The organism is Catellatospora sp. KI3 (assembly GCF_029948125.1).
Taxonomy (GTDB): domain Bacteria; phylum Actinomycetota; class Actinomycetes; order Mycobacteriales; family Micromonosporaceae; genus Catellatospora.
The window spans coordinates 14982-28152 of sequence record NZ_JASAMB010000001.1 but is presented as its reverse complement, the minus strand read 5'-3'; the positions used below and the strand labels follow the sequence as shown (position 1 = coordinate 28152).

General features: G+C 69.2%; 11 protein-coding genes. 9 read left to right on the top strand and 2 right to left on the bottom strand.

The features are described from left to right. Positions 1-88 precede the first annotated feature (88 nt). The gene (miaA, locus tag QEZ54_RS00125) at positions 89-1051 is read left to right on the top strand and encodes a tRNA (adenosine(37)-N6)-dimethylallyltransferase MiaA (RefSeq protein ID WP_281302360.1); all 963 of its coding nucleotides are present in this window, start codon (positions 89-91) and stop codon (positions 1049-1051) included. Between the two features lie 82 nt (positions 1052-1133). Further along, positions 1134-1922, top strand: coding sequence for a diaminopimelate epimerase (dapF, locus tag QEZ54_RS00120; RefSeq protein ID WP_281302359.1), 789 nt, complete (start codon positions 1134-1136; stop codon positions 1920-1922). 168 nt (positions 1923-2090) lie between these two features. Here dapF and QEZ54_RS00115 read toward each other — a convergent pair whose 3' ends face one another. Continuing rightward, complete coding sequence (locus QEZ54_RS00115) at positions 2091-3527, bottom strand: NAD-dependent malic enzyme (RefSeq protein ID WP_281302358.1); 1437 nt, start codon at positions 3525-3527, stop codon at positions 2091-2093. 168 nt (positions 3528-3695) lie between these two features. Between QEZ54_RS00115 and hflX the strand changes: the two genes are divergently transcribed. Both hflX and QEZ54_RS00105 read left to right on the top strand, forming a co-directional pair. After that, positions 3696-5132, top strand: coding sequence for a GTPase HflX (gene hflX / locus QEZ54_RS00110; RefSeq protein ID WP_281302357.1), 1437 nt, complete (start codon positions 3696-3698; stop codon positions 5130-5132). 51 nt (positions 5133-5183) lie between these two features. Beyond that, complete coding sequence (locus QEZ54_RS00105) at positions 5184-6809, top strand: hypothetical protein (protein WP_281302356.1); 1626 nt, start codon at positions 5184-5186, stop codon at positions 6807-6809. A 115-nt stretch (positions 6810-6924) separates the two neighbouring features. Here the strand turns inward: QEZ54_RS00105 and lexA are convergent, their stop codons facing one another. Beyond that, positions 6925-7668: a transcriptional repressor LexA gene (lexA, locus tag QEZ54_RS00100; RefSeq protein ID WP_281302355.1), complete on the bottom strand. Its 744-nt coding sequence runs from the start codon at positions 7666-7668 to the stop codon at positions 6925-6927. Positions 7669-8112: 444 nt separating this feature from the next. On the opposite strand from lexA, the gene nrdR reads away from it, so the two are divergent. From nrdR to QEZ54_RS00075, 5 genes are all read left to right on the top strand, one after another. Continuing rightward, a complete protein-coding gene (nrdR, locus tag QEZ54_RS00095) occupies positions 8113-8643 on the top strand; it encodes a transcriptional regulator NrdR (RefSeq protein ID WP_281302354.1) in 531 nt (176 codons plus the stop codon). 74 nt (positions 8644-8717) lie between these two features. After that, positions 8718-11537, top strand: coding sequence for a vitamin B12-dependent ribonucleotide reductase (locus QEZ54_RS00090; RefSeq protein ID WP_281302353.1), 2820 nt, complete (start codon positions 8718-8720; stop codon positions 11535-11537). Positions 11538-12103: 566 nt separating this feature from the next. After that, entirely contained in the window at positions 12104-12481 is a 378-nt protein-coding gene (locus QEZ54_RS00085; protein WP_281302352.1) for a hypothetical protein, read from the top strand. Further along, on the top strand, positions 12466-12900 hold the full coding sequence (locus QEZ54_RS00080; protein WP_281302351.1) for a PIN domain-containing protein: 435 nt from the start codon (positions 12466-12468) through the stop codon (positions 12898-12900). Before QEZ54_RS00085 ends, QEZ54_RS00080 begins: the two co-directional genes overlap by 16 nt. A gap of 83 nt (positions 12901-12983) precedes the next feature. Then, positions 12984-13148: a hypothetical protein gene (locus tag QEZ54_RS00075; RefSeq protein WP_281302350.1), complete on the top strand. Its 165-nt coding sequence runs from the start codon at positions 12984-12986 to the stop codon at positions 13146-13148. The last annotated feature ends 23 nt before the right edge of the window (positions 13149-13171 follow it).

The following is a 13171-nucleotide window of genomic DNA, read 5'->3' as shown; positions in this document are numbered from 1 at the left end:
CAGGACAAGGTGACCTTACGGGGTCCGCGCCCGCACCGCACCTGGTGTACCCCGGCCGGCAGGGCACGATCCGGTTACGGTTGTCCGCGTGAACCCCGTCCGGCCCGGTAGCGGCCCCATACTCGCCCCCGACCGCGCCGCGCCCGAGGTGGTCGCCGTCGTCGGGCCGACGGCCGCCGGGAAGTCCGCGCTGTCCATCGCGCTGGCGCACGCGCTGCGCGGCGAGATCGTCAACTGCGACTCGATGCAGGTCTACCGGGGCATGGACATCGGCACCGCCAAGCTCACCGAGGCCGAGCGCGAGGGCGTGCCGCACCACCTGCTCGACATCTGGCCGGTGACCGCGCCCGCGAGCGTGGCCGAGTTCCAGCGCCTGGCCCGCGCCGCCATCGACGACATCCGGGCGCGGGGGCGGGTGCCGCTGCTCGTCGGCGGCTCGGGGCTGTACCAGCGGGCGGTGCTGGAGGACTTCGAGTTCCCGGGGACCGATCCGGGCGTACGCGCGCGCCTGGAGGCCGAGCTGGAGGCCCGCGGCCCGGCGCCGCTGCACGCCCGGCTGGCCCAGGCCGACCCGGTGGCCGCCGCGAAGATCCTGGCCAGCAACGGTCGGCGGATCGTCCGCGCGTTGGAGGTGATCGAGATCACCGGGCAGCCGTTCACCGCCTCGCTGCCCGATCCGGTCCCGGTGTACCGGTGCCTGCAGCTCGCCGTCGACCGGGCCGACCTCGACGTACGCGTCGAGCGGCGGGTGGACCGGATGTGGGCGGCGGGGTTCGTCGACGAGGTGCGCGGGCTGCTGCCGTACGGGCTCGACGGCAGCCTCACCGCCTCCCGCGCCCTGGGGTACCAGCAGGTCCTGGCCTTCCTGCGGGGCGAGTGCGAGGAGAATGAGGCGCACCGGGACACGGTCACCGGCACCCGCCGGTTCGTCCGGCGGCAGCGCTCCTGGCTGCGCCGCGACCCCTCGGTACGCTGGCTCGACGGCGCCGCGCCCGACCTCGTCGAGCAGGCGGTGAAGATCATCGACGATGTTGCGCCCCGCCTGCGGTAGCGGCCGCTCGACGCCGTCCGCGGCGCAGCGGAGGATGGCGTCGGGCAAGGCCGCGGTGGCAGGCGAGCGTGTTGGGAGTGGCATGAGGTTCACCAAAGGGCACGGCACCGGCAACGACTTCGTGATCATCGAGGATCTCGACGGCACGGTGGAGCTGACCCCGGCCCAGGTCGCCGCCCTCTGCGACCGGCGCTTCGGCATCGGCGGCGACGGGGTGCTGCGGGTGCAGCGGTCCACCGACCCGGCTGCCGAGTTCTTCATGGACTACTGGAACTCCGACGGCTCCCTGTCGGAGATGTGCGGCAACGGGGTCCGGGTGTTCGCCCGCTACCTGCACACCCGCGGCCTGGCCGGCGAGGTGATCCCGGTCTCCACCCGCGGCGGCCTGCGCACGGCGTACGTCGAGGGCGACTGGATCCGGGTCGACATGGCCGCGCCGGTGATTCTCGGCGAGTCCACCGCGATCGTGGACGGGGTCGAGTACCGGGGTCTGGGCATCTCCATGGGCAACCCGCACCTGGTCTGCGACGTCGACGCCGACGCGCTGGCCACGGTCGACCTGAGCCGGGCGCCGAAGACCGACGCCGGGATGTTCCCGGCTCTGGTCAACGTCGAGTTCTCGCTCAAGGTCGCCGACGACCACCGGCGCATGCGGGTGTACGAGCGCGGCTCCGGCGAGACCATGTCCTGCGGCACCGGCGCGACCGCGGTCGGCGTCGCGGCGCTGTACACCTCGGGCCGCGACGCGGGCACGGTCACCGTGGACGTCCCCGGCGGCCGCCTCGCCGTCACCCTCGACGCGCACACCAGCTGGCTGGCCGGCCCCGCCGTCCTCACCTACACGGGCGACGTCACCCTCCCGCCCGCCTGACCCCGATCACCGCACCGCCATACCACGCGTCGTGCGGGTCAAGATCGGTGCAGTTTCGGGGAAAGTGCTCGAAAGATGCCCAAGATTCCAGCACTTTCCCCGAAACTGCAGTCGATCATGGCGCCCCGCGCCCCGAGCGCCCCGCTTCTGGGGCGGCCGGGGGGTGGGTCAGGCGGTGGCGGTGGGGTCGGTGTCCAGGGTGGGGGTGGTGGTGGCCTGCTGGGCTACGGCGCGCACGGCGGCGGCCACCGCGGGCGCGACGCGGGCGTCGAAGACGCTCGGGACGATGACGCTCGGGTTGAGCTTCTCCTCGCCGACCACGTCCGCGATGGCCATCGCGGCGGCCAGGGCCATCTCGGCGGTGAACTCGCGGGCCTGGGCGTCGAGCATGCCGCGGAACACGCCGGGGAAGGCCAGCACGTTGTTGATCTGGTTGGGCTGGTCCGAGCGGCCGGTGGCGACGACGGCGGCGTGCTTGCGGGCCTCGCGCGGGTCGACCTCGGGGTCGGGGTTGGCCAGCGCGAACACGATGGAGTTCGGGGCCATCCGGGCGATGTCGTCCCCGGTGAGCAGGTTCGGCGCGCTGACGCCGATGAACACGTCCGCGCCCGCGATGGCGCCGGGCAGGTCGCCGGAGTAGTTGTCGCGGTTGGTGTGCTCGACCAGCCACTGCCAGTCGGGGCCGAGGCCGGCCATGTCGCGGTTCAGGGCGCCGCGGCGGTCGTACGCGATGACGTCGCCGACGCCCTGGCGCAGCAGCAGCTTCATGATCGCCGTACCGGCGGCGCCCGCGCCGGAGACCACGACCTTGACCTCCTCGATCTTCTTGCCGACGACGCGCAGCGCGTTGGTGAGCGCGGCGAGTACGCAGATCGCGGTGCCGTGCTGGTCGTCGTGGAAGACCGGGATGTCCAGCAGCTCGCGCAGCCGCGCCTCGATCTCGAAGCAGCGCGGGGCGGCGATGTCCTCCAGGTTGATGCCGCCGTACACCGGGGCGATCGCCTTGACGATCTGGATGATCTCCTCGGTGTCCTGGGTGTCGAGGCAGACCGGCCAGGCGTCGACCCCGCCGAAGCGCTTGAACAGGGCGGCCTTGCCCTCCATCACCGGCAGCGCGGCGGCCGGGCCGAGGTTGCCCAGGCCGAGCACGGCCGAGCCGTCGGTGACGACCGCGACGGTGTTGCGCTTGATGGTCAGGCGGCGGGCGTCGTCGGGGTTGTCGGCGATGGCCTGGCAGACGCGGGCGACCCCCGGGGTGTACGCCCGGGACAGCTCGTCGCGGGTGCGCAGGGCCACCTTCGAGGTCACCTCGATCTTGCCGCCGAGGTGCAGCAGGAAGGTGCGGTCGGAGACCTTGCGCACCTCGACCCCGTCCATCGCCTCCAGGGCCTTGACGACCTGGTCGGCGTGGGCGCTGTCGGCGGTGTCGCAGGTGACGTCGGCGACCACCCGTACGTGGTCGGAGTCGACCACGTCGACGGCGGTGACGATCGCTCCGGCCTCGCCTACCGCCGTGGTGAGTCGTCCGATCGCCGAGGAGTCGGCGACGACCGCCACTCGTACGGTGATGGAGTATCCGGCGCTGGGCAGGCGGGTTGTGGGCACGATGTCGCCTTTCGGGTCGAGATTCGGCCTAGATTTTCCCACTCGTTGGAACGGAGGGTTTTACGGCCCCGTGACTCATGGGTAACCACGCTACGGCGAATGGAGGTGCGCTCCTGCTTCGAGCGTGCCAACCTTGAAGCCGTACACCTGAACGATGGAGGAGCAGATTTGCCTACATTTCCCGACACGCTGGTGGCCGACGAGACCACCGGTGACCTGGAGCTTGCCGAGCGGCACTCGCTGCGCCGGGTGGCCGGACTCTCGACCGAGCTCACCGACGTCACCGAGGTCGAATACCGGCAGCTGCGGCTCGAGCGGGTGGTGCTGGTAGGCGTCTGGACCTCCGGCACCGTCACCGACGCCGAGAACTCGCTCACCGAGCTCGCGGCCCTGGCCGAGACGGCCGGGTCGCAGGTGCTGGAGGGCCTGATCCAGCGGCGCAGCCAGCCCGACGCGGCCACGTTCATCGGCCGCGGCAAGGTCGACGAGCTGCGGGCGGCGGTCGAGTCGACCGGCGCCGACACCGTGATCTGCGACGGCGAGCTGTCGCCCAGCCAGCTGCGCAACCTGGAGCAGAAGATCAAGGTCAAGGTGGTCGACCGGACCGCCCTGATCCTGGACATCTTCGCCCAGCACGCCAAGAGCAAGGAGGGCAAGGCCCAGGTCGAGCTCGCCCAGCTGCAGTACCTGGTCCCCAGGCTGCGCGGTTGGGGTGAGGCGCTGTCCCGGCAGACCGGTGGTTCCGGTCGCGGCGGCGGCGCGGGCGGCGGCGTGGGTCTGCGCGGTCCCGGTGAGACGAAGCTGGAGACCGATCGCAGGCGCATCCGTACCCGGATCGCCAAGCTCAAGCGCGAGATCGTCGCGATGGGCACCATCCGCGACACCAAGCGGCAGGGCCGCCTGGCCGCCGAGGTGCCCTCGGTCGCGATCGCGGGCTACACCAACGCGGGCAAGTCCAGCCTGCTCAACCGGCTCACCGGAGCCGGGGTGCTGGTCGAGGACGCGCTGTTCGCGACGCTGGACACGGCGACGCGGCGCACCACGGCCCGCGACGGCCGGCAGTACACGCTGTCGGACACCGTCGGGTTCGTGCGCCACCTGCCGCACCAGCTCGTCGAGGCGTTCCGCTCGACGCTGGAGGAGGTCGCCCACGCCGACCTGGTCGTGCACGTGGTCGACGGGGCCCACCCGGACCCGGCCGAGCAGGTGCGGGCGGTGCGCGAGGTGCTGGCCGAGGTCGGCGCCGACCGGCTGCCCGAGCTGCTGGTGGTCAACAAGGCCGACGCGGCGCCCGCCGAGACGCTGCTGCGGCTCAAGCGCGAGTGGCCCGAGGCGGTGTTCGTCTCGGCGCGCACCGGCGCGGGCATCGACGAGCTGCGCGAGGTGATCGAGTCGAAGCTGCCGGTCCCGGCGGTCGAGGTGACGGCGTGCGTGCCGTACGACCGGGGCGATCTGGTGGCGAAGGTCCACCGAAGGGGTGAGGTGCTCGCGTCGGGTCACACCGCCGCCGGTACGCAGCTCAAGGTGCGGGTGGATCGGGAACTGGCAGCTGAGCTGGACCGATTCGCAATCACCGAAAGTGACTGGGCCTCAGACGCATCGTGACGGTTTAATCGCGTTACACAGGACTGCATCCGGTCGTGGCAAACTGTCCGGATGCGGTTAACGGGATTCCTGGTCAAGGCATGCGCGGCCACCTTCGGCGTCGCGCTCGGAGCCGGGCTGGTCAGCGCCCCTGCAGGGGCGGAACCCAGCCCGTCCCCGAACGCGGCGCCCGCGGCGGTCCCGGGCACGAAGGTGTGCACGATCAACGACACCCGCCTGACCGAGCTGTCCGGCATGGTCGCCGTCGGCAACTTCTACTACGTGATGAACGACGGCTCGGACATCGCCGGCCGCACCCGGATCTTCAAGCTGAACAAGCAGTGCGGGATCGTGGGCAGCGCCATCAACTACGCGGGCAACGGCGCCGCCGATCCTGAGGACATGGCGCTCGCGCCTGACGGCAGGACCATCTGGATCGCCGACACCGGCGACAACAACGCCAGTTACAAGCAGACCCGGCAGACGGTCGCGCTGTGGAAGATGGTCAACGACAAGGTCACCGGGCCGTACCGGCTGAAGTACCCGGAGAAGAAGTACGACGCCGAGGCGCTGTTGATCGACAAAGACGGCAACCCGATCATCGTCACCAAGAACTGGGACTTCACCGCCGCCGGAACCACCCACATCTTCACGACCGCCGCTCCGCTCGGCGCCGTCGGCTCGACCACGGAACTGAAAGAAGTCGGCACGATCAAGCTGCCGGTCACCCAGACCGAGGTCATCGGTGGTTCGGTGGCCCGCCGCATGGTCACCGGCGCGGCGGCCTCGCCCGACGGCAAGAAGGTGGTGCTGCGCACCTACGGCGACGCGCTCGAGTTCGACGTCGCGAACGGCGACATCATCGGCGCGCTGACCAAGGGCAAGCCCCGGGTCACCTCGGTCCCCGACGACCCGCGCCGCGGCGAGGCGATCACCTACACCGCCGACGGCACCAAGTTCCTCACCGTCTCGGAGACCGACCACCTCAAGTCCGGCGACGCGGCCCGCAAGCCCGTCATCTGGAGCTACACGCCCAGCGTCGAGAAGTTCGTCGAGGCGGCCCCGCAGTCGGGCCCCAAGAAGGCCGAGAAGGCCTGGTACCTCAGCCTCTTCGGCAGCGTCGACGACCTGTACCTGGCCCTGGGCGGCGTCGGCGTCTTCGGCGTGCTGCTGGTGCTGCTGGGCGTGTTCGGCATCGTCAAGTCGCGCAAGCGCAGGGCGGCCCGCAAGGGCGGCGACGAACCGCTGGACGACCTGGCGCCGGCCGACAACTCCGCCACCGCGATGCTCGCCCCCGTCAGCGGCTACCAGCAGTCGGGCTACTACGCCGACGCCTACGGCCAGCAGCAGAGCTACGGGCAGGGCGGCTACGACCAGCACGGCGGCCAGCAGTACGCCGGGCAGCAGTACGGCGGCCAGGGCGGCTACGACCAGTACGGCGGCGGCCAGCAGGTGTACGCCGGGCAGGGCTACGGCCAGCAGGGCGGCGGCTACGGCGCGGACCCGTACGCGGGCCAGCAGTACGGCCAGCAGCAGGGCTACGGCGGCGACTCCGGCTACGACCCGTACGCGGGCCAGCAGCAGGACGGCTACGGCCAGCAGCCGGGCTACGGACAGCAGGGTCAGCAGGGCGGCCAGTACGGCAACCAGGGCTATGGCCAGGAGTACGGCGACCAGGGCTACCAGCAGTACCGCTGACGCACGACATGACACGGCCCCGGCAGGAGTCCTGCCGGGGCCGTTCGCTGTTCGAACCGGGTTGAGAAGGGGCCCCTCTACTACGGAAAGCGATAAGAAGGGGCCCTTCCTTACCTCAGACGCGGCGCATCACGAAGACGACCTTGCCGAGGATGACGGCGGCGTCGCCGGGGATGGGGTCGTAGGCCGGGTTGCGCGGCATGAGCTGGACGTGCCCCTCGCGCAGCCGGTAGACCTTCACCGTGGCCTCGCCGTCGATCATCGCGGCGACGATGTCGCCGTTCTCGGCGACCTGCTGCTGGCGCACCACGACCCAGTCGCCGTCGCAGATGGCGGCCTCGATCATCGAGTCGCCCTTGACCTGGAGCGAGAAGAGCGTGCCCTGGCCGACGAGTTCGCGCGGCAGCGGCAGCACCTCCTCGATCGACTCCTCGGCCAGGATCGGGCCACCGGCGGCGATTCGGCCCAGCAGCGGCACGTAGACCGGGGTGGGGCGGGCGGCCAGGGTGGTCTCGTCGGTGTCGGCGGTGTCGTTCGGGGTGCGCACGTCGACGGCGCGCGGGCGCGACGGGTCGCGGCGCAGGAAGCCTTTCCGCTCCAGCTCCTTGAGCTGGTAGGCCACCGACGAGGGGGAGACCAGGCCGACCGCTTCGCCGATCTCGCGCACGGTGGGCGGGTAGCCGTGCTGCTCCACCCACTCCTTGATCACGCTGAGGATGCGCCGCTGCCGGCTGCTGAGGTCACTGCTCTGCAGGTCGGCGGCGGAGCCGCTGGTCGCCGCCACCGCGCGCAGGGGTCCCGCTCCGGCGGGCGCGGTCGGCGGCCTACCAGGTCGCGACGCTCGCTCATTGGGGGACATTCGGACCTCCGGTGATGTCGCATATGCGCAGCCACCAAGTTGTGCATCGGTGGCGGTGAACGTTACGAGTGGTTCTTACCGGACACCTTAATGCGACTTGGTGTCAGTTTCAAACATCTGTACGATCCATCATTCGTGTCGATGCATGATCACCGCTGTGCCCCCTGCGGGTGACGGTGCGTGTTGTTGCTCGCGACACGTCCCAAATTCGGGCGCGTCAACTTGCGACCGGGGCCCCTGGGGCATAAGTTCAACCCCACATCTTGTGGTGGTGTCGAGCCGACCGCCCACAGATTGGGTTAAGGGCCCGTCTCGTGGGGGTACGGCCGAGTCACTCTCCGTCGTTGTACCCGTTGGCGGCCGCATTCGCGACCGTCGGCGAAGTCATGCCCGGAGCAGTGCCCGCACCACCCGGACGGTGACGACGACGTGGAGGTGACAGCGATGCGATGCCCGTACTGCCGACACCCCGATTCACGTGTGGTCGACTCCCGCGAGGCCGAGGACGGCGCGCTCATCCGGCGGCGGCGGCACTGCCCCGAGTGCGGCAAGCGGTTCACCACGGTCGAGGAGACGGTGCTGTCGGTGGTCAAGCGCAGTGGCGTGACCGAGCCGTTCAGCCGCTCGAAGATCATGAACGGGGTGCGCAAGGCCTGCCAGGGCCGCCCGGTCGCCGAGGACGCGATCGCGCTGCTGGCCCAGCGGGTCGAGGACGTCGTGCGGGGGCGCGGCGCCGCCGAGGTGCCCAGCCAGGAGGTCGGTCTGGCCATCCTGGGCCCGCTGCGCGAGCTCGACGAGGTGGCGTACCTGCGGTTCGCCTCCGTGTACCAGGACTTCCAGTCCGCCGACGACTTCATCCGCGAGATCGAGTCGCTGCGGCGGCATAACCAGCCCGTCCCGGGGCAAGAGGCTGCCGTGCCGGACGTCGACGAGGACGCCGACGCGGGCGCCAGGGCCGGGCAGGTCGCGGGCTGAGGCCCGTACCAGAACGTGTTTTAGCAGTTGAAGTTGAAGTTGTTGTTGTAACGGATGAACCTTAGGGGGCTGACGTGGGGGAGAACGCAACAGCGAGCGCCAAGCGCACGCGGGCGGGCGGCGGTGGTCTCAAGATCGAGCGGGTGTGGACGACCGAGGGCGTCCACCCGTACGACGAGATCACCTGGGAGCGCCGCGACGTCGTGATGACGAACTGGCGCGACGGCTCGATCAACTTCGAGCAGCGCGGGGTCGAGTTCCCCGAGGCCTGGAGCGTCAACGCGACCAACATCGTGACCACGAAGTACTTCCGGGGCGCGGTCGGCACCCCGGAGCGGGAGTGGAGCCTGCGCCAGCTCATCGACCGGGTGGTCAAGACCTACCGCAAGGCCGGTGAGGAGTACCGCTACTTCGCCACCGCGGCCGACGCGGAGGTGTTCGAGCACGAGCTGACCTGGATGCTGCTGCACCAGGTGTTCAGCTTCAACTCGCCGGTGTGGTTCAACGTCGGCACCGCCAGCCCGCAGCAGGTCAGCGCCTGCTTCATCCTGTCCGTGGACGACTCGGTCGACTCCATCATGGACTGGTACAAGGAGGAGGGGCTGATCTTCAAGGGCGGCTCCGGCTCCGGCATCAACCTGTCCCGCATCCGCGCCAGCAAGGAGCTGCTCTCCTCCGGCGGCACCGCCTCCGGCCCGGTCAGCTTCATGCGCGGCGCCGACGCCTCCGCGGGCACCATCAAGTCCGGCGGCGCCACCCGCCGCGCGGCCAAGATGGTCATCCTCGACGTGGACCACCCCGACATCGAGGAGTTCATCGCGACCAAGGCGCGCGAGGAGGACAAGATCCGCGCCCTGCGCGACGCGGGCTTCGACATGGACCTGGGCGGCCGCGACATCGTCAGCGTGCAGTACCAGAACGCCAACAACTCGGTGCGCGTCTCCGACGAGTTCATGACCCGAGTCGAGGAGGGCAAGTCCTTCGACCTGGTCGGGCGCCTGGACGGCCGGGTCATCGAGACCATCGACGCCAAGGGCCTGTTCCGCAAGCTCGCGCAGGCCGCGTGGGAGTGCGCCGACCCCGGCATCCAGTACGACGACACCATCAACGCCTGGCACACCTGCTCCGAGACCGGCCGCATCACCGCGAGCAACCCCTGCTCGGAGTACCTGCACCTGGACGACACCTCGTGCAACCTGGCGTCGCTGAACCTGATGAAGTTCCTCGGCCCCGACGGCAGCTTCGACATCGAGAAGTTCACCCGGTCGGTCGAGTTCGTCATCACGGCGATGGACATCTCGATCTGCTTCGCCGACTTCCCGACCCAGAAGATCACCGACAATACCCGGGCCTACCGGCAGCTCGGCATCGGCTACGCCAACCTCGGCGCCCTGCTGATGGCCTCCGGCCTGCCGTACGACTCCGAGGCGGGCCGCTCCCTGTCCGGCGCGATCACCGCCCTGATGACCGGTGCCGCCTACCGCCGCTCGGCCGAGCTGGCCGGCGTCGTCGGCGCGTACGACGGCTACGCCCGCAACGCGACCCCGCACCAGAAGGTCATGCGCAAGCACGCCCAGGCCGCCGAGGCGCTCACCCCGCACGGCCCCGTCGCCACCGCCGTGGCCGCCGCCGCCCGCAAGGAGTGGAAGGCCGGCAACAGCCTCGGCGAGAAGCAGGGCTGGCGCAACGCCCAGGCCAGCGTGCTCGCCCCCACCGGCACCATCGGCTTCATGATGGACTGCGACACCACCGGCGTGGAGCCTGACCTGGCGCTGGTCAAGTTCAAGAAGCTGGTCGGCGGCGGCTCGATGCAGATCGTCAACCAGACCGTGCCGCGCGCGCTGCGCAACCTGGGCTACCAGGAGGAGCAGATCGAGGCGATCACCGAGTTCATCGCCGAGAACGGCCACGTCGTCGATGCCCCCGGCCTCAAGCTGGAGCACTACGCCGTGTTCGACTGCGCCATGGGCGAGCGCTCCATCGCGCCCATGGGCCACGTGCTGATGATGGCCGCGGTGCAGCCGTTCATCTCCGGCGCGATCAGCAAGACCGTCAACATGCCGGAGTCGGCGACGGTCGAAGAGGTCGAGCAGATGTACTACGACGGCTGGAAGCTGGGCCTCAAGGCGCTGGCGATCTACCGCGACAACTGCAAGGTCGGCCAGCCGCTGTCGGTCGCCAAGAAGGACAAGGAGCCCGCCGCCGCCCAGGCGGTGGCCCCGGTCTCCGCCGCTCCGGTGATCGAGAAGGTCATCGAGTACCGGCCGGTGCGCAAGCGGCTGCCGAAGAAGCGCCCGTCGCAGACGGTGTCGTTCACCGTCGGCGAGGCCGAGGGCTACCTGACCGCGTCGTCGTACCCCGACGACGGCCTCGGCGAGGTGTTCCTGAAGCTCGGCAAGCAGGGCTCGACCCTGGCCGGGGTCATGGACGCGTTCTCGATCGCCGTCTCGGTCGCGCTGCAGTACGGCGTGCCGCTGCAGACCTACGTCGAGAAGTTCATGAACATGAAGTTCGAGCCGGCCGGCATGACCGACGACCCGGACATCCGCCTGTCGAACTCGGTGATCGACTACGTGTTCCGGCGGCTGGCGCTGGACTTCCTGCCGTACGAGCAGCGGGCTGAGCTGGGCGTCTTCACGGCCGCCGAGCGGGCCGCGCGGCTGCGGGCCGAGGAGGAGGGGGTGGACTACGTGCCGCCGACGCCGGCCGCCGCGCCGCAGGCCGGGGTGACGGTCATTCCGGTGACCCGGGTCGGGTCGTCCACCGAGGTGCTGGAGTCGATCACCGGCCGGGTGTCGGACGCGCCGCTGTGCTACACGTGCGGCACGAAGATGCGCCCGGCGGGCAGCTGCTACGTCTGCGAGGGCTGCGGCTCCACCAGCGGCTGCAGCTGAACCAGAACGATTGGGGGTGCGATCTTGCGTAGATCGCACCCCCATCGTCGAAGTTAACTAAGGAGGGAGTTCGCATGGTCCGAGACGGGCCCGTACCGCAACAAAAGCAGAAGCCCCCGCTGGAACGAGGGCTTCTCGCTAGCCGAAAAGATTTCAGGATGCCTCCAACTAGCAGAAATGAGCTTACAGCAGTGATTCGTATCGATGCAATTCGCCTCGTTGGCGGAAGCGGGCATGAGCACATCGGGTGGCTCTGGTGGACTGACCTCTATACCTCAACGCACCGGAACGGCAGCCGGGGGGAGGTCGTCAGTTTGATCGAGAGCTATGGCGTCGAAGCATGCGTTGGCGATGGGGCCAGCCGGGTGGCTGTGCTCGTGGTCACGCCTTCCCGTGGTCCGAAGTATCTTCAGACGCGTGCCGACGGTGTCTGGACTAACAACCTGCTGGCGCTGCCCAAGAAGTAACAGCAGCTACAAAGGGCAGGGTGGCGGTTTGTCGCTCCGCCCTTTCCGTAAGCGCGCGCTCGGGTTCCAAGATGTTGCCACCGGCGGTAGCATGGTGGGGTGACCGCAGACGCTCATCAGGCTCTCCCCGATGACATCGGGGACGGCGACCTCATACGGTTGCTCGCTCTCTATCGCGAGCTGGCAAGTGCCTCACCTGAGCTGCGCGATCGCCTTGATCAGGTGCTCCGCCTGCCGGATAACGTCCGGCCGCTGGGCAAAGCTCGCAAGGTGAGCGTGTCGATGCCAGAGGAACTGACGGCCGCTGTCCAACGCCGGGTAGGGCGCGGCGAATTCAGTCAGTACGTCACCGAGGCGGTCTCCAAGCAACTGGAGTTGGACCTTCTCGCGGAACTGTCTGCGCTACTTGAAGCCGAGTACGGTCCGGTATCCGAGGAAGCGCTGGCCGAGGCGGGTGCCGCGTGGCCGGACGTCTGATCACCGCCACCGGCACTTTGATGCTCGACAGTGAGGGACTGTCAAAGCTCGCTGACGGGCACAGCAGTGTTCGTGCGCACTTCGAGAAAGCACGTGCGAGGCGTGCCCGGGTCGCGGTCAGCGCCATCACGCTGACCGAGGTGCTTCGTGGCGTTCCGCGTGACGCCAAAGTGCATCGAGCCCTGTCGCGAGTTGTCGTGATCCCGATATCGGCCGAGTTGGGGCGCCGGGCAGGTGAACTCTTAGGAAAGACCGGTCTTTCAGGGCATCGATACGCCATAGACGCCATCGTGGCCGCCACGGCCTTGGAGATGGCGCGGCCTGTCGTCCTGCTTACAAGCGACCCAGATGACCTGAGTCGCCTCGTGGAGGAACCTGACTGCCCCAAGGAGCACCGCGTGGTCGTGGTGCACGTCTGATGGCAGCGGCTCTAATCGTTGCGGAAGGCAGAGGTTGGTCCGTCCTTGTTTGCGGAACACCCGTCGCTGCCGATGGAGCTACGTTGCAGGAAGCCCTGGACGAGGCGGTTGATGCGCTGCGTGATTACGCCAGAGACTGGGTCGATCGCCTGTTTCAGGCGCCGAACCACTCGGACAACCTCGGTCTTGTCGAAATGGTGACTGCGGCTGACGACAACCAGATTCGTGCTTGGCTTTGCGGGTTGTGAGCAGCTGAGCGCACACGGCGTGG

Excerpts from the sequence above, each read along its gene's own strand:
- dapF (WP_281302359.1), top strand. The coding sequence starts at position 1,134 with ATGAGGTTCACCAAAGGGCACGGCACCGGCAACGACTTCGTGATCATC.
- lexA (WP_281302355.1), bottom strand. The coding sequence starts at position 7,668 with ATGTCCCCCAATGAGCGAGCGTCGCGACCTGGTAGGCCGCCGACCGCG.
- nrdR (WP_281302354.1), top strand. The coding sequence starts at position 8,113 with ATGCGATGCCCGTACTGCCGACACCCCGATTCACGTGTGGTCGACTCC.
- QEZ54_RS00105 (WP_281302356.1), top strand. The coding sequence starts at position 5,184 with ATGCGGTTAACGGGATTCCTGGTCAAGGCATGCGCGGCCACCTTCGGC.